Origin of the sequence: Kosakonia oryzendophytica (assembly GCF_027886705.1) — a bacterium.
Taxonomy (GTDB): domain Bacteria; phylum Pseudomonadota; class Gammaproteobacteria; order Enterobacterales; family Enterobacteriaceae; genus Kosakonia; species Kosakonia oryzendophytica.
The window spans coordinates 2,338,497-2,363,561 of record NZ_CP115659.1 but is presented as its reverse complement, the minus strand read 5'-3'; the positions used below and the strand labels follow the sequence as shown (position 1 = coordinate 2,363,561).

Genomic DNA, 25,065 nt, shown 5'->3' with positions numbered 1-25,065 from the left:
TTGACCAGCCTTGCGCATCCTGCTCAGAAACGGTAACCCGCGGAGAACATAAACACCCACGGATCCAGACGAGTGCTGACACTCTGCTGCTGACCGTTATGTTTAAAACGCACATCCGTATCAATATCCATGTACCACACCGACATGTTAATCAGCCAGTCACGGTTGATTAAGTAGTCCAGCCCCACCTGGCCGGCCGCACCCCAGGAGTCTTTCAGGCTCAGGTCGGAAAGCCCCGCCTCTTTACCGGTATCGTTAAATTTTTCGTTAAAGAAGGTAGTGTAGTTGATGCCTGCGCCAATATAAGGCCGCACTGCGCTTTTGGCATCGCCAAAATACCATTGCGCCATGAGTGTCGGCGGAAGATGACTGACGGTGGCGATATCGCCGGTGGGTTTCGTACCTACGTGATGGCGAAACGGCGTTGCCGCCAGCAGTTCAACACCGACATTATCGGTTGCCATCCATGTCATTGTGAGACCCAGTTGGGTATTGTTGCTGACATTAAAGCTGCCCAGGCTGCCCAACACATTATCAGAACCTGCTGTCGGACGGACGGTGGCGGAACCGGCACGAAGGAAAAATTCGCCTGCTTCGTGCGCGTACGCGCCCCCGGAAAGCGTGCCCAGAATCAATGCTGCCACGGCTAATCTTTTCATATCCACTCCATGATTAAGGTTTTTAACGCGCCGTGAATATACCTACAACTGGGTACAAAGTGATCTAACACAGATCACACTTAATGCTGTAATTTAACATTCATTGATCTGAGATAATTTTTACCGCCAGACACAATCATTAACTTTTGTATTCACATCAATTTTTGCCAAATAAACACGTTAAAAAATTCCCCGACGCCCATCTTGTGCACCTGTTTATGCGGCGCTAAGTTAGTGGCCTGACAATATGTGTTGATGCGTCGTTAAGTGCAGGTACGTTATGAGTTCACTCAATCCGTGCATGTCGTGCGGAGCTTGTTGTGCGTATTTTCGGGTCTCTTTCTATTGGGCTGAAGCAGATGATGCTGGCGGCCCTGTCCCGGCTCAACTCACTGAGCCGCTTACTCCTTTTTTGCGCTGTATGAGCGGAACCAACCAGAAACAGAGCCGCTGCGTGGCGCTGGAAGGGACGCCTGGCGAATCTGCACGCTGCAGCATTTACGAAGGACGTCCGTCACCCTGTCGTGAATTTGCCATGTCCGGCGAAGATGGCCAGGTGAATGAAGCCTGCGATCGCGCTCGTGCGCGATATGGATTAGCGCCTCTTTACAAAGATATGCTTTTCCATACAAGCAGTGATGCTGCCACTGAGGGTGTATTCAGGGTACAATTACCTGATATTTAACATCGCAATACTCAAGGAGAGTGCATGTCTATCACGGCGAAATCCGTTTACCGTGACACGGGGAATTTTTTTCGTAATCAGTTTGTTACCCTTTTACTGATTGCATTGTTATGCGCATTTATTACCGCAGTGCTGGGGCATGCTTTTTCGCCCAGTGAAGAGCAGCTCTCTATTTTAAGTGAAGGTGATAATCTGGCAGGCAGCGTGGGTTTGTTTGAGCTGGTGCAAAATATGACGCCGGAACAGCAAAGCGTACTGCTGCGTGCTTCAGCCGCGTCAACATTTTCTGGTCTGATCGGCAACGCGATTCTGGCAGGCGGCGTACTGCTGATGATTCAGATGATCTCCGCCGGTCATCGCGTCAGCGCGTTGCGCGCTATCGGTGCCAGCGCCCCGGTGTTACCAAAGCTGTTTCTGCTGATCCTGCTGACCACGTTTATGGTGCAGATTGGTATTATGTTTATCATTGTACCCGGTGTGATACTGGCCATTTTGCTGGCGTTTGCCCCTGTTATCCTTGTTCAGGATAAAATCGGCATCTTCGCGGCTATGCGCAGCAGTATGCGCCTGAGCTGGACCAACATGCGCCTGGTAGCGCCCGCGGTGCTGGGGTGGCTGCTGGCAAAAACACTGTTGCTGCTGTTTGCACATAATCTGGCGGTGTTTACCCCGGAAGTGGGTGCGGTGATCGCCAATACTCTCAGTAACCTGATCTCAGCCGCGTTGCTTATTTATCTGTTCCGCCTCTATATGCTGATGCGTGCGTGAATAGCCTGGCTGCCCGGTGGGCAGTCCTCTTGATGGAATCGTTGAATGAAGCAGTTTCTTGATTTTCTGCCCCTCGCGCTCTTTTTCGTGGTCTATAAAATGTACGACATTTTCGCCGCGACCAAAGTGCTGATTGTGGCCTCCGCTATCGTGTTGATTTACTGCTGGATCCGCTATCGTAAAGTGGAAAAAGTGGCGTTGATTACGTTCGTGCTGGTGGCCATCTTTGGTGGGTTGACCATCAAATTCCATGCGGTGGAGTTTATTAAATGGAAGGTCACGGTGATTTACGGTCTGTTTGCCTTCGCTTTACTGTTCAGCCAGTGGGTAATGAAAAAGACGCTGATCCAACGCATGCTGGGTAAAGAGTTAACCCTTCCCGACGCTGTGTGGTCAAAACTGAACATTGCCTGGGCGCTGTTCTTTATTGCTTGTGGCCTGGCCAATATCTATGTCGCGTTCTGGTTATCGTTTGACACCTGGGTGGATTTTAAAGTCTTTGGTCTGACCATTCTGACGCTGATTTTCACGGTGTTAAGCGGCGTCTATATCTACCGACATATGCCGCCGCAGGACGATAAATCCTGACCATTATACGCCAGGCCCAGCGCCTGGCTTTTTCTGTGTTCTCCGCCACAAATTCGTAGTAGCATCCCGCCATAAATCCCTCATTACAGAAGAGATAACAATGACAACCACTCAGGACGCTCCTCACGGCGAACTTGTCTTACGCACATTAGCAATGCCAGCAGACACCAATGCCAACGGCGACATTTTCGGCGGTTGGCTGATGTCACAAATGGATATCGGCGGTGCCATTCAGGCCAAAGAGATCGCCCATGGGCGCGTCGTGACGGTACGGGTAGATGGCATGACGTTTCATCGTCCGGTCGCCGTGGGCGACGTCGTCTGCTGCTACGCGCGCTGCGTGAAACGCGGTACGACGTCAATAACCATCAATATTGAAGTGTGGGTGAAAAAAGTGTCGTCTGACCCGATTGGTCAACGCTATAAAGCAACCGAAGCACTGTTTATTTACGTGGCCGTGGATAACGAAGGGAAACCCCGCCCACTCCCGGCTCAGGAATAAAAAACTGCACCTTAATCCGTCAGTAGCCTGACGTTTGGGGCGCAGTCGATGCTGCTGGCGGCGCTACTCCATGCTCGCGCCGCCATTCAGCCGGAAGACGACGTTCACGATCAGCCCTGAACCCGGTTTACCTGCCTCATAGCGCCATTTACGCATGGCGGCTTTCACTTCTCGTTCAAACATATTTGCAGGCTGCGCCGACAGAATTTCAACGTTCTCGACACGGCCATCGGCTGTTACGTCAAATTTGACCCGCACCCGGCCTTCGATACGCAGTGCCTGGGCACGTGCCGGATATTGCGGCTGATTTCGGCTCAACGCGCGCGGCCCAGCCGGTACAGACGGCGCCGGTTTACTGGTCGCCGCTGACGGCGTAGGGTTTGCCACCGGACGCGTAGGCGCATTACTCTCGAAGGGTGATACCGGTGCCGGCTCAGCCGGTTTTACATCGCGCTTCGGCTGTTCAACTTTTTTCTCGGGTTTCGGCTTCGGTTTCGGTTTCGGCTTAGGCTTCTCAATCACCACGGGCGCTTCTTTCGGCGGCTCAGGAATGGATTCCGGTTCAGGCTCGGGTGCCGCAACCGGTTCTGGTGGCTGTACAGCTTGAGGGGGTTCCAGATCGGCAGGTGTAACCATCGTCACCGAAATAGGCTGCGCAGGCGCGGGCAATTCAACAACCTGATGTACCGAGGTATAGAGCAGACCCGCCACCACGGCTCCGTGAATAGCAACGGACAACAGTGTTGGCCAGGGAAAGCGGCGAGGTAAATCAAGGGTCATTGAAGTCATAATCGTGTCAGTTAAAAAACCAGGTCTCGATTTTAAATGCAAATAGCAATCATATTCAACAAGCCGTCACCTCCCGCAGCAATTTTGTCTTCCTGATGCCTAAAAAAACCGCAAGATTAAAATGGGAATCCATCGAACGAATCTTTACATTGCAGTCATTCGGTCTTTCACATAACGTTATGGCTTTCCGATAGGTAAGGAGCTGTATCCGTGCTTTACGTCATTTTTGCTGAAGATATCGCTGATTCTCTTGAGAAACGCTTGTCCGTGCGCCCTGCTCACCTGGCGCGGCTGCAACTGCTGCATGATGAAGGGCGTCTGCTGACCGCCGGGCCAATGCCGGCTGTTGACAGTAACGATCCGGGGGCCGCGGGCTTTACCGGTTCAACAGTGATTGCTGAGTTTGAATCCCTGGAAGCCGCTCAGGCCTGGGCGCAGGACGATCCTTACGTGGCAGCAGGCGTCTACAAGAACGTGACCGTTAAACCGTTCAAAAAAGTATTTTGATCATCAACCGTTATGTCGTCCGACAAAGATTGAGAGATGGCACAGAAAAAGACCCGCACAAGCGGGTCTTTTTTATACCGATACGATTAAAAATCGGGTGGATTAAACGCTACTTCAAAGCAACGTCTTGCTGACTCCGTGCGAGCAAAACAATCCTTAAGTGCTCCGGCAATCTCATTTACTCATAACACCTTAATTTTTATAATAATCTATGAGTAAATGGCTATTTTCAGCACTTAGCTTAACTGCATCTCTTTTTCTTTCACTTGCAACAATAAGCGCTTCATTAATTCCAATGGTGGCAGTTAGTTTTTTAAAGATGAGGCAATAATGAAGAAGCACGCAATAACACCACCAGAAAGATCCCTTTTCCTGTAAGGTTAATGACCTATGCTTTTTGAAAAAAGATTGATGATGACAACACCGGCAATAATCAACCCCATCCCCAGCATCGCCGGAAGATCAAGTTTTTGCCCGTGCACAAACCACCCCACAATGCCAATTAATATAATACCGGCACCAGACCAAATTGCGTAAATCACACCTGTCGGAATACTACGCATCGGAATGGTCAGACACCAGAAGGCGATGCAATACCCGGCAATACTGATAACGCTGGGGATCAGGCGAGTAAAACTGTCGGAGGATTTCAGCGCGGTCGTCGCAATAACCTCAACGATAATGGCAATCCCAAGAAATATAATCGCTTCTTTATTCATCGAATTTAACATCCGCAGATTAACGTTTGCTTATCACCAGACGGGTGGCGGTAAACGTATGAACAATGAGGCTATGTAAATCAACATACAGCGCATACTCATGGTTGAGTCATCATGACCGTGCCGACATACACGTAACCATAAAATAACAATGGGCACCGCTAACGGTGCCCAACGTACTCAGATATCGTAAATAGCAAACAACAACACATTACGATGGCGGTTCATACCGCATTTTCTGATAGCGTGGATGCGCATGTTACGGCGCGACTGCGCTTCCAGCCAGCGTGCTTTCCGGCGGCCTACCTGCCGAAGCATACGCCAGCGCCCCACTTCCGGACGACTACGCTTCATTTTTACGACTCAGTGCTTAACGGAAACGCCATTATAGTCCCTCGCCTGCGGCAGACCAGTGCTTTTGGGCGTTTTTATTTGCCAGATGAAACCGGATGCGTAAACTCACTGAATGACGCTTTGAAAAGGATTTTTAGTTATGTCCACCTTTTACACCGTAATGAGCTGGCTGATCGTCTTAGGTTACTGGCTACTGATTGCTGGTGTGACCCTGCGTATTTTGATGAAGCGTCGGGCGGTCACCTCCGCCATGGCGTGGTTGTTAATTATCTACATCCTGCCGCTGGTAGGGATAATCGCCTATCTTTCGCTCGGCGAACTGCACCTCGGGAAACGTCGTGCTGAACGCGCCCGCGCAATGTGGCCTTCCACTGCCAAGTGGTTAAACGATCTGAAGCATTTCAAGCGTATTTTTGCCGAAGAGAACAGCAGCGTCGCCGCATCATTGTTTAAACTCTGTGAACGCCGCCAGGGCATTGCGGGCGTGAAAGGCAACCAGTTGCAGTTGCTTACCAGCTCCGACGATGTGATGCAGGCGTTGATCCGCGATATTCAACTCGCCCGGCACAACATAGAGATGGTTTTCTATATCTGGCAGCCCGGCGGGATGGCGGATCAGGTAGCCGAATCACTCATGGCGGCAGCGCGACGCGGCGTCCATTGCCGTTTGTTGCTCGACTCCGCAGGCAGCGTCGCGTTTTTCCGCAGCCCGTGGGTAGGGATGATGCGCAATGCCGGTATCGAGGTGGTAGAGGCGCTCAAAGTAAACCTGATGCGTGTGTTTCTCCGCCGCATGGATTTGCGCCAGCATCGCAAAATCGTGCTTATTGACAATTACATTGCCTACACCGGCAGCATGAACATGGTCGACCCTCGCTTCTTTAAACAAGATGCTGGCGTTGGTCAGTGGGTTGATTTGATGGCGCGAATGGAAGGTCCGGTCGCGACCGCGATGGGGATTATTTACTCCTGCGACTGGGAAATCGAAACCGGCAAGCGCATTCTCCCGCCGCCGCCAGATGCCAACATCATGCCGTTCGAGGAAGCCAGCGGACATACTATCCACACTATCGCATCCGGCCCCGGATTCCCGGAGGATTTGATTCATCAGGCGCTGCTCACGGCGGTTTACTCCTCGCGTGAGTACCTGATCATGACCACGCCCTATTTTGTGCCGAGCGATGATCTACTGCATGCGATTTGTACTGCCGCGCAACGTGGTGTGGACGTCAGTATTATTCTGCCGCGCAAAAACGATTCTGTTTTGGTAGGCTGGGCCAGCCGCGCATTCTTTACCGAATTGCTGGCAGCTGGGGTAAAAATTTATCAGTTTGAAGGCGGGCTGCTGCATACCAAGAGCGTACTGGTGGACGGCGAGTTAAGTCTGATCGGCACCGTCAATCTGGATATGCGCAGTTTATGGCTCAATTTCGAGATTACGCTGGTGATCGATGATGCCGGTTTCGGTGGCGATCTCGCGGCCGTGCAGGACGACTATATCTCCCGTTCGCGGCTTCTTGATGCGCGATTGTGGGTCAAACGTCCTTTCTGGCACCGAATTGCTGAACGACTGTTTTACTTCTTTAGCCCGTTGCTGTAAAACGTGCCCAACTGACGTGAAGAGGTAATCATGGAAATGGATCTGAACAACCGCCTGACCGAAGACGAAACGCTCGAACAGGCTTACGATATATTCCTCGAACTGGCGGCGGATAATCTCGACCCGGCGGACATCATTCTGTTCAATTTACAGTTTGAAGAGCGTGGGGGTGCGGAACTGTTCGATCCGAGCGAAGACTGGCAGGAACATGTGGATTATGACCTGAATCCGGACTTCTTCGCCGAGGTGGTCATTGGGCTGGCGGAAACGGACGGTGGCGAACTCAATGATGTTTTCGCGCGTGTTTTATTATGCCGTGAGAAAGACCATAAACTTTGCCATATTCTCTGGCGCGAGTAAGCGGCGGAAACAGAAAGGGCTGACAACTGTCAGCCCTTTTTTCATGCCGTCAGATTATAACGGGTCGACTTTCAGACAGGAAACGGCGTGGCGGAAACTCCCCTCCAGCACCGGCCGGGTTTGCGCACATTCTGGCCCGGCAATCGGGCAGCGGGTACGAAACACGCAACCGGACGGCGGGTTGATCGGCGAGGGCAAATCCCCTTCCAGTAACTGAATCGTCTTGTTCTTCTCCAGATCCGGATCGGGAACCGGCACCGCTGACATTAAAGCTTTGGTGTAGGGGTGCAGTGGATTCTGGTACACCTCATCGTACGTTCCCAGTTCCACCGCATGGCCAAGGTACATCACCAGTACGCGATCGGAGATATGTTTCACCACAGCCAGATCGTGGGCGATAAAAATCAGCGACAGCCCCATTTCTCGCTGCAATTTTTGCAGGAGGTTCACCACCTGAGCCTGAATCGATACATCGAGCGCCGACACAGGTTCGTCGCAGATGATCAGCTTCGGTTCAAGAATCAGCGCACGCGCGATACCGATACGCTGGCACTGACCACCGGAGAATTCATGCGGATAACGGTTGATGAGGTTTGGCAGCAAGCCTACCTTCATCATCATCGTTTTTACGCGATCCCGCACTTCCTGACGCGGCATTTTAGGGTGATACGTGCGCAGTGGCTCCGCAATGATCTCGCCGATGGTCATACGCGGGTTCAGCGAGGCCAACGGATCCTGGAAAATCATCTGAATGTCGCTGCGCACGTCGCGCCACTCATCGGGTTTCATCCCCAGCAGGTCTTTGCCCAGCCAGGCCACCTTGCCATCAGTGGCTTTCACCAGACCAATGATTGCACGGGCAAAGGTGGACTTACCACAACCTGATTCGCCCACCACACCCAGCGTTTCCCCTTCGTACAAACGCAGGGTCACGCCATCAACGGCCTTCAGCGTCTTCGCCGGTTGCCAGAACCACTGTTTGCCGTCTTTAATGTCGAAATGCACTTTCAGATCGGCGATTTCGAGCAGCACCTTTCTCTCTTCAGTCACGGCATTCATACCAGTTCCTCCACCGACTTATAGCAGGCGCGCAAGCGACCCGGGGCAAACTCCTCCAGTGGCGGAGCACTGTTACAGATTTCCATCGCATGCGGGCAACGCGGCTGGAAAGGACAACCTTTCGGCAGACGCAGCAGGTTCGGCGGGTTGCCCGGAATGGTCAACAACGACTCACCTTCCGCATCCAGACGCGGTACCGCATTCAACAGGCCAATAGAGTATGGGTGAGAGGGATGATAGAAGACATCCCGTGCCTGCCCGTATTCCATCGTACGCCCGGCATACATCACCAATACTTTGTCACAGATCCCGGCCACAACGCCGAGGTCGTGGGTAATCATAATGATGGCGGTGTTAAATTCGCGTTTCAGCTCGTTCAGCAGCGTCATGATCTGCGCCTGAACGGTAACGTCCAGCGCCGTCGTGGGTTCGTCTGCGATCAGCAATTTCGGCCGGCACAGCAACGCCATCGCAATCATTACACGTTGACGCATACCGCCGGAAAATTCGTGCGGGTACATGCGCATGCGCTTACGCGCTTCCGGCATTTTCACCGCGTCCAGCATTTTGACAGACTCTTCGAATGCTTCACCTTTGCTCATGCCCTTGTGCAGCATCAGCACTTCCATTAACTGCTCGCCGACGCGCATATACGGGTTCAGCGATGTCATCGGATCCTGGAAAATCATCGAAATCTGTTCGGCACGCAACTTGTTTAGCGCATGCTCTGGCAAGTTAAGGATCTCGTTACCATTAAACGTCGCCGAGCCGCCAATACGACCGTTGGCTGCCAGCAATCCCATCAGCGCAAACGCCGTCTGAGATTTACCAGAGCCGGACTCACCCACAATACCCAGCGTTTCACCCGCGCGCAGTGAGAAGTTCAGGTCGTTTACAGCCGTCACATCGCCATCGGGGGTCTGGAAGGTGACCCGTAAATCTTTGACATCCAGCAGAAGATCCGATTGCTGCCGCGTCGTCGACGCTAATGAGGTTTCAATAATGCTCATGACAGCGCTCCTTAACGATCTTTCGGGTCGAGGGCATCACGCAAACCATCGCCGATAAAGTTAAAACAAAACAGGGTGACGACCAGGAACGCCGCCGGGAATAACAGTAACCACGGAGAGACTTCCATCGAGTTAGCGCCATCGCTTAACAACGCCCCCCAACTGCTCAGCGGCTCCTGGGTCCCCAGACCGAGGAAGCTGAGGAAAGACTCAAAGAGGATCATGCTGGGAACCAGCAGCGATGCATAGACCACTACCACACCCAGCACGTTCGGCACGATATGCCGAATGACGATGTTCGCCGTTGAAACGCCACCCACCTGCGCCGCTTCAATAAACTCTTTACGCTTCAGGCTGAGCGTTTGCCCGCGCACAATACGCGCCATATCCAGCCAGGAAACCATACCGATGGCGACGAAAATGAGCAGAATATTTTGCCCAAAGAAGGTCACCAGCAGGATCACAAAGAACATAAAGGGGAAGGAGTTGAGGATTTCCAGCAGACGCATCATTACGGAGTCGGTTTTGCCGCCCAGATAACCTGACAGCGAGCCATACAGCGTCCCGACAATCACCGCGACCAAAGCTGCGGCGATCCCCACCATCAGCGAAATGCGCCCGCCAATGGCCACGCGCACCAGCAGGTCGCGACCGGATGAGTCCGTACCAAAATAGTGGCCTGACTCCATATCCGGCTTGCTGGACATCATGCCCCAGTCGGTATCAAAGTAGGTGAACTGCGATAGCATTGGTGCCAGCGTTACGAACAACGCTATCAGCAGCAGTACCCCCAGGCTGGCAACCGCGGCGCGGTTATGCATAAAACGACGGCGGGCATCCTGCCACAGGCTTCGACCTTCGACTTCCAGTTTTTCACTGAAGTTTTCCAGCGCCTCGCTGTTTTTCTTACTTAACATCATGGCGTACTCCAGTGTTAATAACGGATCTTCGGATCGATAACGGCATACAGCACGTCAACAATCGCGTTAAACATAATCGTCAGCGTACCTACCAGAATGGTCAGGCTCAGCACCAGAGAGTAGTCACGGTTCAACGCACCGTTAACAAACAACTGACCGATACCCGGCAAACCATAAATGGTTTCAATTACCATCGAACCGGTAATAATGCCGACAAACGCGGGTCCCATATAAGAAAGCACCGGTAACAGCGCAGGTTTGAGCGCATGGCGTAAAATAATCCGCCGCATCGGCAGACCTTTCGCGCGCGCAGTACGGATAAAGTTTGAGTGTAGTACCTCAATCATCGAACCACGCGTGATACGGGCAATACTGGCGATATAGGCCAGCGATAATGCCACCATTGGCAGGATCATAAATTTCAGCGCCCCACCGTTCCAGCCTCCCGCCGGCAGCCACTTCAGCATAATGGCGAAGATCATCACCAGTAACGGTGCCACCACGAAACTTGGGATCACCACGCCCGTCATCGCCAGGCCCATGACCGAATAGTCCCAACGGGTGTTCTGGTTGAGTGCGGCAACCACCCCCGCCGTCACGCCGAACACCACAGCCAACAAGAAGGCAGCCGCCCCCAGTTTTGCGGAAACCGGGAAACTTGCCGCGACCAGATCGTTGACCGTGTAATCTTTGTATTTAAAGGACGGTCCGAAATCGAAATGCGCGAGCTGCTTCAGGTAACTGAAATATTGCGTCAGAATCGGATCGTTTAAATGGTATTTCGCTTCGATATTCGCCATCACTTCTGGCGACAACGCACGTTCACCGGTAAAAGGACTCCCCGGCGCAAGGCGCATCATGAAAAACGAAATAGTGATAAGAATAAAGAGTGTTGGAATCGCTTCAAGACAGCGACGTAGGATAAATTTCAACATTGCCCGTACCTTCTGGCCTGTGCCTTTTACACATTCTCTTGCAGACGACCGTAAAGCCGCCCGGGAATGATGTGTATTCTGTTGCGATGAAAATAAGACACTGTGGGACAGGTTACCCTGCCCCACTCATTGCCATTAATGCTTGATAATATATAAGTTTTTAACGTAGATATTATCCATCGGGTCTTTACCGGTGTAACCACCAACCCACGGTTTCACCAGACGGGCGTTAACATAGTAGTAAACCGGAACAATCGCCGAGTCTTTGTCCAGTTGCTGTTCCGCTTTGGCGTAGAGATCTGCGCGCTGAGATTCTTCGGTCACTTTCAGCGTATCGCCAATCAGCTTATCGAACGCCGGGCTCTTATAGTGCGCGGTGTTGTTCGAGCTGTCAGACAGCATGGTGTTCAGGAAGGACGTCGGTTCGTTGTAGTCTGCACACCAGCCAGCACGCGCAACATCAAAGGTGCCCTGATGACGGGTGTCGAGGAAGGTTTTCCACTCCTGGTTTTCCAGCTTCACGTCTGCGCCAAGGTTTTTCTTCCAGATGGAGGCCACAGCAATGGCCAGTTTTTTATGCAGGTCAGAGGTGTTGTACAGCAGGCTGAAGGACAACGGTTTGTCCGCCGTGTAACCGGCTTCTGCCAGCAGTTTTTTCGCTTCGGCGTTACGTTGTTCCTGCGTCATTTTGAACCAGGCCGGTTCAGTCAGTTTTGCACCATCGGTGTACGGCGGAGTGTAGCTGTATGCCGGCAGGTCGCCCTAGTTCTTCACTTTATTGACGATGATGTCGCGATCCAGCGCCAGCTTAAGCGCGGTACGAACGCGTACGTCGGTGAACGGGGCTTTCTGGTTGTTGATTTCATAGTAATAAGTACACAGGTACGGATCGACGTGTACTTCTTTAGGAATCTCTTTTTTCAGCTTCTGGAACAGTTCAATCGGCATGTTGTTATAGGTCATGTCGATTTCGCCGCTGCGGTAGCGGTTCACGTCTGTCACTTCAGAAGAGATTGGCAGGTAAGTCACCTGATCGATAACGGTTTTTTTGTTATCCCAATAGTTGGTGTTGCGCTCAAGAACAATGCGCTCGTTGACCACCCAGTTTTTCAGTTTATACGCACCGTTGGTCACGATATTTTCTGGCTGGGTCCATTTTTCACCAAATTTTTCAATGGTGGCTTTAGGCACAGCAGACACAGACGGGTGAACCAGGAGTTTGTAGAAATACGGAACCGGTTCGCTGAGGGTTACTTCGAAAGTGTTGTCATCGATGGCTTTGACACCCAGATCGGTAACCGGTTTTTTACCGGCAATGATGTCATCGATATTCGCGATATGGCCGTATTGCAGGTAGCTTGCATACGGAGAGGCGGTTTTCGGATCCGCCAGACGCTGCCAGCTATAAACGAAGTCTTGCGCCGTCACCGGCGAACCATCGGACCATTTTGCGTCTTTACGCAGATGGAAGGTCCAGACTTTAAAATCTTTGTTATCCCACTTCTCCGCAACACCTGCGGTCGGGTGGCCTTCAACATCGGAAATCAGCAGACCTTCAAACAGATCGCGGTTGATGTTGGATTCCGGCACCCCTTCAATTTTATGCGGGTCCAGAGATTGCACTTCAGAGCCGTTGTTACGGACCAGCGTTTGCTTCTCCGCCAGCTGAACACCTGCCGGAACGTCAGCAGCCATTGCTGCGTTACCGGTAATTAGCGCAGTCAGAATTCCCGCTGCTACCAGACTTTTTTTTGTGATGATGGACATTGTGTTGATACTCCACTCATTATAATTACTGACATTAACGCCAGCCTGTTGTCCCCTGTTGGGGGCCTGATGAGCGCAGGAGCTTTTTGGCGCTATCAGACATCTGCTTTTTTTACTGCTGCTATCACCGACTTTTTTTATTACGGATTGCTCAAACGGCAACCTTACGTCGATTCTTTCACCCGCCTCCCCTGTCGAGGCGAGTCTTAATGCCGAAGAGAAACGTCATCCAGGACGACGGTTCTCATTTACTCTGTATATTCTGCGAATTATAAGGCTCATAAAGAGAATGGGCGGATAATATCAAATGCCTTTCGCTGCCGCCAATACAATTTGCAAATTTGTTAACCATTTCTCTTTTGCAGCAAAGCGTTAGCTGCGAAGACGTGCTCTAACAGTCTCCCTGAGAATTTTTTATCTATGATTATCAACCAGATAAATGCGCATTACAGCCATGTAACGCGTTTTGGCAGACGACGTGGTTTTTTGCACAAAAAATCAACAACTGACCACTTTTTAGCACATTCATCTGCGATAAGATTGAAAGTACTAATATCATTTCAATTATGTCACGGCAAGCCCAATAGTATTATGTGAAGAAAATAACAGATGCGTTTGCGCAGAATCTGCGCAAGGTGGATTCATAAAACTTATATTTCTTTGATAATCAATCATTTTTCTGATTAGCACAATTTATTATACTTATCGCCTTTTTGCGTATTCGTCATATCTTTTACTGATTTTGCGTTTTCCTTCACAGCCTGTTTAGCCCGACTTAATTACTGCGATGTATAAAATAATACATAACGATTGAATATCGAGTAAATAAAGGAGGTGAATCAGTTCAGCAGTCCCGGGAAAATGGATTTTATACCACCAACGATAAATTCAATTCCCAGCGCCATAAGCAGTAAACCCATAATACGGGTAATGACGTTAATGCCTGTCTGTCCCAGCAAACGCACCAACCACGGGGCAATGCGGAAAAGCCCCCATGAACACAAGGCAAATAATGCAATGGCGCCCGAGAAACCCAGCAGATATTCAATGCTGTGATAGCGCGTGCCCCATACAATCGTCGAACTGATGGCACCTGGCCCCGCCATCAGCGGCAGTGCTAACGGCACCACGCCGATGCTTTCGCGGATAGCTGTTTCTGATTGTTCCTGCTTGTTCTGTTTATCCTCCCCCAATTTCCCGCTGATCATCGACATCGCAATCGTCACGACCAGAATGCCCCCCGCGATACGGAACGAATCGATAGAGATACCGAAGATCTGCAGGATGGCGTCGCCGAGAAATAATGATGTCCACAGGATGATGGCAACTGACAGGTTGGCCGTGAGGTTGGTTTTATTTCGTGCCCCCGCCGTCTGATAACTGGTCATACTAATGAAGACAGGAATGATGCCCACCGGGTTAACCAGCGCAAACAGACCAATAAAAAACTTAAAACAGGTCGTAAAATCAAACAATGTATGAATCACTGTAGGCTCCGCAACGTCGCCAGTCTCGATGAGAGAAAGGTGTGACAAAATAATCCATGCCGAAGATACGCGTTTTCTTTATTACATTCATCAGGATTTCTGTCGAAATCAGCGGCAATACAACATGTTATTCAGTTGTGGGAATTGTGATAATCTTAGAGGACGCTCAGTCAGATGCCATTAACATTTGATACAAACGCCCAAAAATGACCTTGCTGAAAGGTGTCAGCGTCACCGAAATTTGACGTAGATCACGCTAATACTACCTAAAACCAGGTAGTCTGGTGTCACCTAAAGAAAGTAAAAAAAGCGCTGTCGCGTTGAGGCTCTTTCAGTAAATCAGTGGCATATGGTTTAGCGTTAAGTATTTGTTTTTCTGAAATTTACGCAACCTGCAGCCGGTCTGTCTATACTCTCGTACTGGACAGCTGGTTTACTAAAAGAGTTTAACATTATCAGGAGAGCATTATGGCTGTTACTAATGTCGCTGAACTTAACGCACTCGTTGAACGCGTGAAAAAAGCCCAGCGTGAATATGCCAACTTTACTCAAGAGCAAGTAGATAAAATCTTCCGTGCCGCCGCCCTGGCTGCTGCAGATGCTCGAATCCCCCTCGCTAAAATGGCCGTTGCTGAATCTGGTATGGGTATCGTCGAAGATAAAGTGATTAAAAACCACTTTGCTTCTGAGTATATCTACAACGCCTATAAAGACGAGAAAACCTGTGGCGTGCTGTCTGAAGATGACACTTTCGGCACCATTACCATTGCTGAACCTATCGGCATTATTTGCGGTATCGTCCCGACCACTAACCCAACTTCTACTGCTATCTTCAAATCGCTGATTAGCCTGAAGACTCGTAACGCCATCATCTTCTCCCCGCATCCGCGTGCAAAAGATGCGACCAACAAAGCGGCGGATATCGTCCTGCAGGCAGCTATCGCTGCTGGCGCGCCGAAAGATCTGATCGGTTGGATCGACCAGCCATCGGTAGAACTGTCTAACGCACTGATGCATCACCCTGATATCAACCTGATCCTGGCCACTGGCGGCCCGGGCATGGTGAAAGCAGCATATAGCTCCGGTAAACCAGCTATTGGTGTGGGCGCAGGCAACACGCCGGTTGTGATTGATGAAACGGCTGATATCAAACGTGCCGTTGCGTCTGTTCTGATGTCTAAAACCTTCGATAACGGTGTTATCTGTGCATCTGAACAGTCTGTCGTTGTTGTTGACTCCGTTTATGATGCTGTTCGCGAACGTTTCGCCAGCCACGGTGGCTACCTGTTGCAAGGTAAAGAACTGAAAGCGGTTCAGGACATCATTCTGAAGAATGGCGCCCTCAACGCGGCCATCGTCGGCCAGCCGGCTTATAAAATTGCTGAACTTGCCGGTTTCACCGTTCCGACCACTACCAAGATTCTGATTGGTGAAGTGAAGGTCGTTGACGAAAGCGAACCGTTCGCTCACGAAAAACTGTCACCGACGCTGGCGATGTATCGTGCGAAAGATTTCGAAGATGCTGTAGAGAAAGCGGAAAAACTGGTTGCAATGGGCGGTATCGGTCACACCTCGTGCCTGTACACCGACCAGGATAACCAACCGGATCGCGTTGCTCACTTCGGTCAGAAGATGAAAACAGCACGTATCCTGATCAACACCCCGGCATCTCAGGGTGGTATCGGTGACCTTTATAACTTCAAACTCGCGCCTTCCCTGACTCTGGGTTGTGGTTCCTGGGGTGGTAACTCCATCTCTGAAAACGTTGGTCCGAAACACTTGATCAACAAGAAAACCGTTGCTAAGCGAGCTGAAAACATGTTGTGGCACAAACTTCCGAAATCTATCTACTTCCGTCGTGGCTCACTGCCAATCGCACTGGATGAAGTGATTACTGATGGTCACAAACGCGCGCTGATCGTGACCGACCGTTTCCTGTTTAACAACGGTTATGCAGACCAGATTACCTCTGTTCTGAAAGCGGCTGGCGTGGAAACTGAAGTGTTCTTCGAAGTTGAAGCTGACCCGACGCTGACTATCGTACGCAAAGGCGCTGAACTGGCGAACTCCTTCAAACCGGACGTGATCATCGCGCTGGGTGGCGGTTCCCCGATGGACGCAGCCAAAATCATGTGGGTAATGTACGAACACCCGGAAACCCATTTCGAAGAGCTGGCGCTGCGCTTTATGGATATCCGTAAACGTATCTACAAGTTCCCGAAAATGGGCGTGAAAGCGAAAATGGTCGCTATCACCACCACGTCCGGTACCGGTTCTGAGGTTACGCCGTTTGCAGTAGTGACCGACGATGCAACCGGGCAGAAATATCCGCTGGCAGATTACGCGTTGACTCCGGATATGGCTATCGTTGATGCCAACCTGGTCATGGACATGCCGAAATCACTGTGTGCGTTCGGTGGTCTGGATGCGGTAACCCACGCCCTGGAAGCTTACGTATCCGTACTGGCCTCTGAGTTCTCTGACGGTCAGGCACTGCAAGCGCTGAAACTGTTGAAAGAAAACCTGCCGGCTTCTTACAACGAAGGGTCTAAAAACCCGGTTGCTCGTGAACGTGTTCATAGTGCTGCAACCATCGCGGGTATCGCGTTTGCTAACGCCTTCCTCGGGGTATGTCACTCTATGGCGCACAAACTGGGTTCTCAGTTCCACATCCCGCACGGCCTTGCGAACGCCCTGCTGATTTGTAACGTTATCCGTTATAACGCGAACGATAACCCGACCAAACAGACAGCATTCAGTCAGTACGACCGTCCGCAGGCTCGTCGTCGCTACGCAGAAATTGCTGACCATCTGGGTCTGACTTCTGCCGGTGACCGTACCGCTGCGAAAATCGAGAAACTGCTGGCATGGCTGGAAAGCATCAAAGCTGAACTGGGCATTCCGAAGTCCATCCGTGAAGCTGGCGTGCAGGAAGCAGACTTCCTGGCCAACGTGGACAAACTGTCTGAAGATGCGTTTGATGACCAGTGCACCGGCGCGAACCCGCGTTACCCGCTGATCTCCGAGCTGAAACAAATCCTGCTGGATACGTTCTACGGCCGTGAGTACCATGAAGGTGAAACTGCCGCAGCGAAAGCTGAAGCTCCGGCAAAAGCGGACAAGAAAGCCAAAAAAATGGCTTAATTGTTTAGTCTGATAAAAAACCCGCCTGATGGCGGGTTTTTTTATTGCTGTTTAACACCACCCGATGCTCATATCTGCAACAGATGTTGTTGCTGCCTTGCTATACAGAATGCCAAGCCATCTGAACATATAAAACCTTGCTGCAAAGATTTAAGTGCGACGGCCCGACACTTACATTATTCATGCCTCAAACACACGCAGCGGGGGCCTGGCGCGATATTGCACTACTTCCTTCCCCGCGCCTGGATCGCTGTCAGAGAGCCTTCTACCAGCGCTTCCTTATAGTGTTTACGGCACACAGAAACATAACGCTCATTACCGCCGATAACCACCTGCTCACCTTCATTATAGGGTCGTCCTGTTTGATCCAGGCGCAGCACCATACTGGCCTTACGTCCGCAGAAACAGATTGTTTTCAGTTCTACCAGCTTATCTGACCATGCGAGTAAATACTGGCTGCCAACAAACAACTCACCGCGAAAATCAGTGCGTAAACCATAACAGAGCACCGGGATATCGAGTTGATCGACCACTTCTGAAAGTGCATAGACCTGTTCCCGTGAAAGGAACTGACATTCATCAATCAGCACACAATGTACCGCTTCACGTTCGTGCTCGGCTTTAATTTCTTCAAACAACGATGATTGTGGATTAAACAAACGAGCAGGTGAGGATAATCCAATACGCGAACTCACCTTTCCCGAACCAAAACGATCGTCAATTTCTGCTGTGTAGACCACTGTACGCATACCTCTTTCCTGGTAATTGTAAGAGGACTGTAGTAAAGCCGTAGATTTCCCCGCATTCATTGCTGAATAGTAGAAATAAAGTTGTGCCATTGCGCGCAAAACCCCAATCAAAGTGTGATATTACTGTTGGCGATTATACCATATTTTATCTGGCAAACCGGGAGCCACTACGCGTCCACGGCAAGCCACTGCTTTTTTTCGCTTACAGATATAGCGATTGTTAATCAATACGATTGTTACTGCCAAAGAAACAGCCTCGGGAATTCATGATCTTATGAATGATTTAAATCCGATGTTGCCGACCTTATGATCCGGAAATTATTAATATTTTAAGCACGTGGGCACATGAGCTATACGGAATTAACGAGGTTGTTATTTATCCATTATGACTATAATCTCACTCAGATTAATCACAAAAACCCACCAGATGCGTAACGACCGCATCGATGTTTACAGATGGTATAAGTGTTTTTTTGTGCGTTTCTTCAAGTAAAATTTAAGTTAGCGATATTAAAAAAACGACAGAATAAGGAGCAATTTTTGAATTCCTTACATTCACAGCTATTGCACTGGTCAAATTAACGCTCTATTATTAGCCCAACAAACCACCCCAATATAAGTTTGAGATTACTACAATGAGCGAAGCACTTAAAATTCTGAACAACATCCGTACTCTTCGTGCGCAGGCAAGAGAATGCACGCTGGAAACGCTCGAAGAAATGCTGGAAAAATTAGAAGTTGTGGTAAATGAGCGCCGTGAGGAAGAAAGCGCTGCCGCAGCTGAAGTTGAAGAGCGCACCCGTAAATTGCAGCAATATCGCGATATGCTGATTGCTGATGGTATTGACCCGACCGAACTGCTGAACAGCATGGCTGCAGCTAAAACCGGGACAAAAGCAAAACGCGCTGCACGTCCGGCCAAATATGCCTACATTGATGAAAACGGCGAATCCAAAACCTGGACCGGCCAGGGCCGTACTCCGGCTGTTATCAAAAAGGCTATGGATGAACAAGGCAAGAAACTGGAAGATTTCCTGCTTGCTGAGTAATTCCAACCAGTATCAGAAAACCCGCCACAGGCGGGTTTTTTTTGACACCCGCCACATATCTCCACAATTTCTTCATAATAGAATGCTGCGCTTGATATCAATCAGCCGCCATCCGCTTATTGTTTGAACTCTGCACCTTTTTTTATTGTCTTGTGCTGTTTATTTCTCCGCAATGCAGCACTTTGCTTCGTTCCGAAACAGTCAGAAATAAAAAAGCCGGAGATAGTCAGCGCAGCACGCTATTCTCTCCGGCTTAATTCCGACGTGGGGAAGTGGATTATGCTTTCCCTGCGCCTACAGTATCTTCCAGCCAGGCTTTAAATTCTGCACCCAGCGTATTGTGACGAATACCATATTCTACAAATGCACACATGTAACCGAGTTTATTACCACAGTCATGACTTTTGCCTTTCATATGATAGGCTTCAACCGTTTCTTTTTCGATCAGCATATCGATAGCATCTGTCAGCTGAATTTCATCGCCTGCTCCCGGAGGCGTTTTCGCCAGCAGTGGCCAAATCTCCGCGCTCAGAACATAACGGCCAACCACAGCCAGATTAGACGGTGCAACGTTCGCTTTCGGCTTCTCTACGACGCCCACCATCGGCACACTGTCACCAGGATTCAGTGTCGCACCTTTGCAATCGACAACACCGTACGCCGTTACGTCATCTACAGGCTCAACCATGATCTGGCTTGCACCGGTCTCATCAAAACGTTTAATCATTTCTGCCAGATTATCCTGCGAAAGATCGGATTCGAACTCATCGAGAATAACGTCCGGCAGAATAACGGCGACAGGCTCATTACCGACGACAGGGTGCGCACACAGAACAGCGTGACCGAGACCTTTTGCCAGCCCCTGACGCACTTGCATAATAGTGACGTGCGGTGGGCAAATAGACTGCACCTCTTCCAGCAACTGACGTTTAACACGTTTTTCCAGCATCGCTTCAAGCTCGAAGCTGGTATCGAAATGGTTTTCGATAGAGTTTTTGGATGAATGGGTGACCAGAACGATTTCAGTAATACCCGCAGCAATACATTCATTAACCACGTACTGAATTAATGGCTTATCAACCAGCGGCAACATCTCTTTAGGAATTGCCTTGGTCGCTGGTAACATCCTGGTTCCCAATCCCGCTACCGGGATTACTGCTTTAGTCACTTTCGAATTTATTGCAGCCATTGAAAATCTCCTGGACTGTTCATGCTTTGAACATGTTCATGAATTAACTCGCGTCTGAGTATATCAGTACCCTCTCAACGACCAGGTCTGAAAAGGACGCAGTTGCAGCTAATTAGGATTAATACGCATAATCTGCGGCGATAGTACCACTCGTTTTAACCGACAGGTAAAGCTATCTGCAAAGTGTGATGCGATTGCTCATTCCGCGCTCAACATTAAGCGAAGACGCCCACCAGCGCCCCATACCTGGCACTGCCACGCGTCACAACGTTGGCTTAATTGATTAAGGTAAGCATTACCCAATGTCCCGAGTGGCACACCATTGCTGATTTGAATTTGATGCTCACTGGTATTTAACGTGGCGTTAAGACCGGCTGAAACTAATATTAAGTTTTTAAGCTCGCTATGGTAATAACCCACTAATAAGGGGAACTGACCGGGTAAGTTTGCCTGGTGCAGTAATTGGTTTACCTGTTTGAGTAACGCGCCCATTTCCGGGAGACGCTGACGCTGATGTGACAACTGTTCCTGAAGTAATCCGTTAAATAGGGCGCGAAGCAGTAAGGCAGCCAGCACGCCATTATTCCCTGCTCGTGTGACGTCAAGACAATAAAAGGCTAAGTCCTGACCAGAAATCGGGGCAATATCCAGCACCAATCCGGGGCGATCGGCCGAAACCAGCTGCCGATAATTTACCCGACACTGGGAAATGACTTGTTGGACCGGCGGTTGTAATTCCTGTAGCAATTTTGCCGCAGCCTGCGGATTCTCCACCAACGCATCCCAATCCTGGAACAGCCGCTCTTCTTCCTCAACTCGAGAGTTAAACATGTTGGGATAAATGCAGGCAAAGAGCGTTTCCTTCAGGCGATTAAGATCTTTTACTGGCTTAAGAACCACATCCTGCACGCCAAGCCGTAACGCTTTAGCGATATCAGCCATGTTCTCAGTGGCGGAGATCACCAGAATCGGCGTCTGATCACCATGGTTGCGTAAATGTTCAATCAACGCCAGGCCATTCATGCGTGGCATAGCAAGGTCGCAGATGATCAGGTCAGGTTTTGCCGTTGCCGTATGCTCCAGCGCGTCAACCCCATCTTCCGCCAGCAACGTATTGGCGCCGAGCGAACACAACCATGAGTCCAGCAGCGAGCGGAAAACGGGCTCGTCTTCAACTATCAGTATCTGTTTTCCGGCCAACGGCTGCGTCATTTCATCTCCCCTGCCTGACGATAGATCAATAGTGGCATGCTTCACCGATTATCGCCTGTCAGAATTTGCTGAAGTCTTTTAAAATTATGTTCACGCCACTGGCCGAACCAGCGGTAGTAACTCATCTATTTTCTTTTCGACCGCCATCTGTCCAGCGGCGATGGCCGCATCGGCACGATGAAAATCGAGAGTCGAGATTTGCGGACATAGAGGTTGCAGCAGGATATCAGGCGGATCGCCTGCCATACGGTTGCGTTTTAAGCGGTTTTCCAGCACCTGAATGGATGTACTCATGATCTCCATCGCTGTCGGTGCTACCGGACGTTTAGGGGTGATACGACTCAGTCGTTCGCGCAAACGCTGATGCCAACGAAGCACAGCGCCCCCCTCACTCTCGCTTTCACTCGTGGTCAGGTTGACTGACAGAAGATCTTGCTGCATCAGATGCGCATCATGTTGCAGATCCACCGCAATGACAATATCTGCACCTAAGGCTCGCGTGAGCGAGACAGGAACCGGATTGACAACGGCACCATCCACCAGCCAGTAACCGTTATGCGCAACCGGAGACATCAATCCGGGCATACTGCAAGACGCACGCACGGCGTGATGCAAATCGCCTTCGGTAAACCACAACTCGCGTCCGGTGCTCAGGTTGGTGGCCACAGCGCCGAATTTCATACGACAGTGTCCAAAATCTGCGAATGGCAGTAATGCGCGGTATTGGCTGAACACGCGTTCACCGCGCAGCAAACCACCACGTTGCCATGAAAGATCCATCAGTCGCAACACATCCCAATAGCTGAAGGAGCGCACCCATTTCTCAAGCGCCGGTAATCGACCGCACGCATACGCCGCTCCGACCAATGACCCTATGGAACACCCGGCGACAATGTCAATCTCAACACCCGCTCGCTGCAATGCGTTAATCACACCAATATGGGCCCAGCCTCTGGCGGCGCCAGATCCGAGCGCCAAACCAATTTTTACCCTTCTCATTACGCGTGTTTCACTTCCCCCGGCTTACTGTAGCCACAGCGCTACGGCTCAGTTAACATATCGCTACCCTGACGCAATCGCGCCATTATTTTTGTTCCAGGAATGCTATTTTGTCTCAATCTTGTCCTTGCGGTAGCGCTCTGGAGTATAGCCTATGTTGCCAGCCTTATCTGTCTGGTACACAGCTTGCTCCCACGCCTTCGCACCTGATGCGTTCGCGTTATACAGCTTTCGAGTTGCGCCAGGCTGAGTATCTGATTAAAACCTGGCATCCCTCCTGTGGAGCCGGGGCTTTTCGTCAACAAATCGAAGCCGGTTTTGCACACACCACCTGGCTGGGTTTAACCGTATTTGAACACGCTTGCGGCGAAAATGATAATGAAGGTTATGTCAGTTTTGTGGCGCGTTTTAGCGAGCAAGGCAAACCGGGTGCGATTATAGAACGTTCCCGGTTCTTAAAGGAGAACGGCCAGTGGTATTATATCGATGGCACGCGCCCTCAATTTGGTCGTAACGATCCCTGCCCTTGCGGGTCAGGCAAAAAATTCAAAAAGTGCTGTGGCCTATAAGGCGAGCAGCACCTCATAGCAAACATCATCAACAGGATTTACCCGGCAATGCACTCATTACAACGAAAAATTCTGCGTACTATTTGTCCTGACCAGAAAGGGCTTATCGCGCGCATCACCAACATCTGTTACAAGCACGAACTCAATATCGTGCAGAACAACGAATTCGTGGATCACCGTACCGGCCGTTTCTTTATGCGCACCGAACTGGAAGGCATTTTTAATGATGCCACGCTGCTGGCGGATCTTGATAGCGCACTCCCGGAAGGGTCCGTACGTGAACTGAATCCGGCGGGTCGCCGCCGGGTCGTGATTCTGGTGACGAAAGAGGCGCATTGTCTTGGCGATCTGTTGATGAAAGCCAATTACGGCGGACTGGATGTTGATATTGCTGCCGTGATTGGCAACCACGAGACATTGCGTTCACTGGTGGAGCGCTTTGATATTCCTTTCGAACTGGTGAGCCATGAAGGTTTGACGCGCGAAGCACATGACAACCTGATGGCGCAGGCGATTGAAGCGCATCAGCCGGATTATGTAGTGCTGGCGAAGTATATGCGCGTACTGACGCCTGAATTTGTCTCCCGTTTCCCGAATAAGATCATCAATATTCACCATTCATTCCTGCCGGCATTTATTGGTGCGCGACCTTATCATCAAGCCTATGAGCGCGGTGTGAAGATCATTGGTGCAACGGCTCACTATGTGAATGACAATCTGGATGAAGGTCCAATTATTATGCAGGACGTTATCCATGTGGATCACACTTATACCGCTGAAGATATGATGCGCGCAGGACGTGATGTTGAGAAAAACGTACTAAGTCGTGCGTTGTATCAGGTGCTGGCGCAACGGGTGTTCGTTTACGGCAATCGGACGATCATTCTGTAATCATTAACGGATTGAATTGTTTGCCTTTACACCATTACGTGCAAAAAGCAGACAACCAGTTTGTTTTTCGCGATTGAACGCTTTACAGCGGCGCGTCATTTGGTATGATGCGCCGCGCTTCCCGAGATGGAAGCAGGCCAGTAGTCATTAGCTTTACCCCGTGGTGGGGTTCCCGAGCGGCCAAAGGGAGCAGACTGTAAATCTGCCGTCATCGACTTCGAAGGTTCGAATCCTTCCCCCACCACCATCTTCTGTATCACACAATGTATTACCCCTGGTGGGGTTCCCGAGCGGCCAAAGGGAGCAGACTGTAAATCTGCCGTCATCGACTTCGAAGGTTCGAATCCTTCCCCCACCACCATCTTCTGTATGTCCCCGTTATTATATAATCCCGCTTTTCGCTTACATTCTGCCTCTCAGAGAGGGACGAGAACCTTCGATTAAGGTTCGACCCGAGCGATAGCGAGAGCGTGTTGCCGCAGGCAACGACCCGAAGGGCGAGGAACGCCGTGGCGAAGAATCCTTCACGCCAGCCACCAAACGGAAAGCGGAGT

At 50.5% G+C, this 25,065-nt stretch carries 24 protein-coding genes, 2 tRNA genes, 1 other RNA gene and 1 pseudogene; 14 read left to right on the top strand and 14 right to left on the bottom strand.

The features are described 5' to 3' along the window. Positions 1-23: 23 nt before the first annotated feature. Entirely contained in the window at positions 24-659 is a 636-nt protein-coding gene (ompW, locus tag O9K67_RS11550; protein ID WP_061496226.1) for an outer membrane protein OmpW, read from the bottom strand. A gap of 280 nt (positions 660-939) precedes the next feature. On the opposite strand from ompW, the gene O9K67_RS11545 reads away from it, so the two are divergent. The 4 genes from O9K67_RS11545 to yciA all read left to right on the top strand — a co-directional run bounded on the left by O9K67_RS11545 (position 940) and on the right by yciA (position 3,202). Continuing rightward, a complete protein-coding gene (locus O9K67_RS11545; RefSeq protein ID WP_061496228.1) occupies positions 940-1,344 on the top strand; it encodes a YkgJ family cysteine cluster protein in 405 nt (134 codons plus the stop codon). Positions 1,345-1,368: 24 nt separating this feature from the next. Further along, positions 1,369-2,112 (top strand): YciC family protein, encoded by a 744-nt coding sequence (locus O9K67_RS11540; RefSeq protein ID WP_061496229.1) that lies wholly within the window; start codon positions 1,369-1,371, stop codon positions 2,110-2,112. Positions 2,113-2,157: 45 nt separating this feature from the next. Beyond that, positions 2,158-2,700, top strand: a complete 543-nt coding sequence (locus tag O9K67_RS11535; protein ID WP_061496231.1) for a septation protein A — start codon at positions 2,158-2,160, stop codon at positions 2,698-2,700. A 100-nt stretch (positions 2,701-2,800) separates the two neighbouring features. Beyond that, a complete protein-coding gene (yciA, locus tag O9K67_RS11530) occupies positions 2,801-3,202 on the top strand; it encodes an acyl-CoA thioester hydrolase YciA (RefSeq protein ID WP_061496233.1) in 402 nt (133 codons plus the stop codon). A gap of 63 nt (positions 3,203-3,265) precedes the next feature. On the opposite strand, the gene tonB is transcribed toward yciA, so the two are convergent. After that, a complete protein-coding gene (gene tonB / locus O9K67_RS11525) occupies positions 3,266-3,982 on the bottom strand; it encodes a TonB system transport protein TonB (RefSeq protein ID WP_061496236.1) in 717 nt (238 codons plus the stop codon). A gap of 219 nt (positions 3,983-4,201) precedes the next feature. On the opposite strand from tonB, the gene O9K67_RS11520 reads away from it, so the two are divergent. Then, positions 4,202-4,498 (top strand): YciI family protein, encoded by a 297-nt coding sequence (locus tag O9K67_RS11520; protein WP_061496238.1) that lies wholly within the window; start codon positions 4,202-4,204, stop codon positions 4,496-4,498. A 380-nt stretch (positions 4,499-4,878) separates the two neighbouring features. Here O9K67_RS11520 and O9K67_RS11515 read toward each other — a convergent pair whose 3' ends face one another. Continuing rightward, positions 4,879-5,217, bottom strand: a complete 339-nt coding sequence (locus tag O9K67_RS11515) for an SMR family transporter (protein WP_061496240.1) — start codon at positions 5,215-5,217, stop codon at positions 4,879-4,881. 180 nt (positions 5,218-5,397) lie between these two features. Next, positions 5,398-5,571, bottom strand: a complete 174-nt coding sequence (locus O9K67_RS11510; protein ID WP_088237638.1) for a YciY family protein — start codon at positions 5,569-5,571, stop codon at positions 5,398-5,400. A 139-nt stretch (positions 5,572-5,710) separates the two neighbouring features. Between O9K67_RS11510 and cls the strand changes: the two genes are divergently transcribed. Both cls and O9K67_RS11500 read left to right on the top strand, forming a co-directional pair. After that, on the top strand, positions 5,711-7,171 hold the full coding sequence (gene cls / locus O9K67_RS11505; RefSeq protein WP_061496242.1) for a cardiolipin synthase: 1,461 nt from the start codon (positions 5,711-5,713) through the stop codon (positions 7,169-7,171). 30 nt (positions 7,172-7,201) lie between these two features. Further along, a complete protein-coding gene (locus tag O9K67_RS11500) occupies positions 7,202-7,531 on the top strand; it encodes an HI1450 family dsDNA-mimic protein (protein ID WP_061496244.1) in 330 nt (109 codons plus the stop codon). 54 nt (positions 7,532-7,585) lie between these two features. Here O9K67_RS11500 and oppF read toward each other — a convergent pair whose 3' ends face one another. The 6 genes and pseudogenes from oppF to O9K67_RS11470 form a co-directional block, all read right to left on the bottom strand. Further along, positions 7,586-8,590, bottom strand: coding sequence for a murein tripeptide/oligopeptide ABC transporter ATP-binding protein OppF (gene oppF / locus O9K67_RS11495; RefSeq protein WP_061496246.1), 1,005 nt, complete (start codon positions 8,588-8,590; stop codon positions 7,586-7,588). After that, the gene (gene oppD, locus O9K67_RS11490; RefSeq protein WP_061496248.1) at positions 8,587-9,600 is read right to left on the bottom strand and encodes an ABC transporter ATP-binding protein; all 1,014 of its coding nucleotides are present in this window, start codon (positions 9,598-9,600) and stop codon (positions 8,587-8,589) included. The genes oppF and oppD overlap by 4 nt, the downstream gene beginning before the upstream one ends. Positions 9,601-9,611: 11 nt before the next feature. Beyond that, positions 9,612-10,520: an oligopeptide ABC transporter permease OppC gene (oppC, locus tag O9K67_RS11485; RefSeq protein WP_061496250.1), complete on the bottom strand. Its 909-nt coding sequence runs from the start codon at positions 10,518-10,520 to the stop codon at positions 9,612-9,614. A 14-nt stretch (positions 10,521-10,534) separates the two neighbouring features. Beyond that, a complete protein-coding gene (gene oppB, locus O9K67_RS11480) occupies positions 10,535-11,455 on the bottom strand; it encodes an oligopeptide ABC transporter permease OppB (RefSeq protein WP_061496252.1) in 921 nt (306 codons plus the stop codon). A gap of 135 nt (positions 11,456-11,590) precedes the next feature. Further along, positions 11,591-13,222, bottom strand: a pseudogene (oppA, locus tag O9K67_RS11475) (oligopeptide ABC transporter substrate-binding protein OppA). Positions 13,223-14,061: 839 nt separating this feature from the next. Next, entirely contained in the window at positions 14,062-14,709 is a 648-nt protein-coding gene (locus O9K67_RS11470) for a YchE family NAAT transporter (protein ID WP_061496255.1), read from the bottom strand. A 468-nt stretch (positions 14,710-15,177) separates the two neighbouring features. Here O9K67_RS11470 and adhE point away from each other — a divergent pair, with 468 nt between their 5' ends. Further along, positions 15,178-17,853, top strand: a complete 2,676-nt coding sequence (adhE, locus tag O9K67_RS11465) for a bifunctional acetaldehyde-CoA/alcohol dehydrogenase (RefSeq protein ID WP_061496257.1) — start codon at positions 15,178-15,180, stop codon at positions 17,851-17,853. A 224-nt stretch (positions 17,854-18,077) separates the two neighbouring features. Here the strand turns inward: adhE and tdk are convergent, their stop codons facing one another. Beyond that, positions 18,078-18,692, bottom strand: a complete 615-nt coding sequence (gene tdk / locus O9K67_RS11460; RefSeq protein ID WP_061496259.1) for a thymidine kinase — start codon at positions 18,690-18,692, stop codon at positions 18,078-18,080. 545 nt (positions 18,693-19,237) lie between these two features. Between tdk and hns the strand changes: the two genes are divergently transcribed. Further along, positions 19,238-19,651, top strand: a complete 414-nt coding sequence (gene hns, locus O9K67_RS11455; protein ID WP_061496261.1) for a histone-like nucleoid-structuring protein H-NS — start codon at positions 19,238-19,240, stop codon at positions 19,649-19,651. A gap of 277 nt (positions 19,652-19,928) precedes the next feature. Here the strand turns inward: hns and galU are convergent, their stop codons facing one another. From galU to rssA, 3 genes are all read right to left on the bottom strand, one after another. Then, positions 19,929-20,840 (bottom strand): UTP--glucose-1-phosphate uridylyltransferase GalU, encoded by a 912-nt coding sequence (galU, locus tag O9K67_RS11450; protein ID WP_061496262.1) that lies wholly within the window; start codon positions 20,838-20,840, stop codon positions 19,929-19,931. A 198-nt stretch (positions 20,841-21,038) separates the two neighbouring features. After that, the gene (gene rssB / locus O9K67_RS11445) at positions 21,039-22,052 is read right to left on the bottom strand and encodes a two-component system response regulator RssB (protein WP_061496264.1); all 1,014 of its coding nucleotides are present in this window, start codon (positions 22,050-22,052) and stop codon (positions 21,039-21,041) included. Positions 22,053-22,142: 90 nt separating this feature from the next. Next, entirely contained in the window at positions 22,143-23,051 is a 909-nt protein-coding gene (gene rssA, locus O9K67_RS11440; protein ID WP_061496266.1) for a patatin-like phospholipase RssA, read from the bottom strand. A gap of 110 nt (positions 23,052-23,161) precedes the next feature. Between rssA and O9K67_RS11435 the strand changes: the two genes are divergently transcribed. The 5 genes from O9K67_RS11435 (at position 23,162) to O9K67_RS11415 (ending at position 25,050) form a co-directional block, all read left to right on the top strand. Further along, positions 23,162-23,620 carry a YchJ family protein gene (locus O9K67_RS11435; protein WP_071890029.1) on the top strand — a complete coding sequence of 153 codons (459 nt, stop codon included), beginning with the start codon at positions 23,162-23,164 and terminating at the stop codon, positions 23,618-23,620. A 48-nt stretch (positions 23,621-23,668) separates the two neighbouring features. Further along, positions 23,669-24,511: a formyltetrahydrofolate deformylase gene (gene purU / locus O9K67_RS11430; RefSeq protein ID WP_061496269.1), complete on the top strand. Its 843-nt coding sequence runs from the start codon at positions 23,669-23,671 to the stop codon at positions 24,509-24,511. 162 nt (positions 24,512-24,673) lie between these two features. Beyond that, positions 24,674-24,758: transfer RNA gene (locus O9K67_RS11425), tRNA-Tyr, on the top strand. Between the two features lie 29 nt (positions 24,759-24,787). Further along, a tRNA-Tyr gene (locus tag O9K67_RS11420) sits at positions 24,788-24,872 on the top strand. Positions 24,873-24,916: 44 nt separating this feature from the next. Beyond that, positions 24,917-25,050: non-coding RNA, RtT sRNA (locus tag O9K67_RS11415), on the top strand. Positions 25,051-25,065 lie beyond the last annotated feature (15 nt).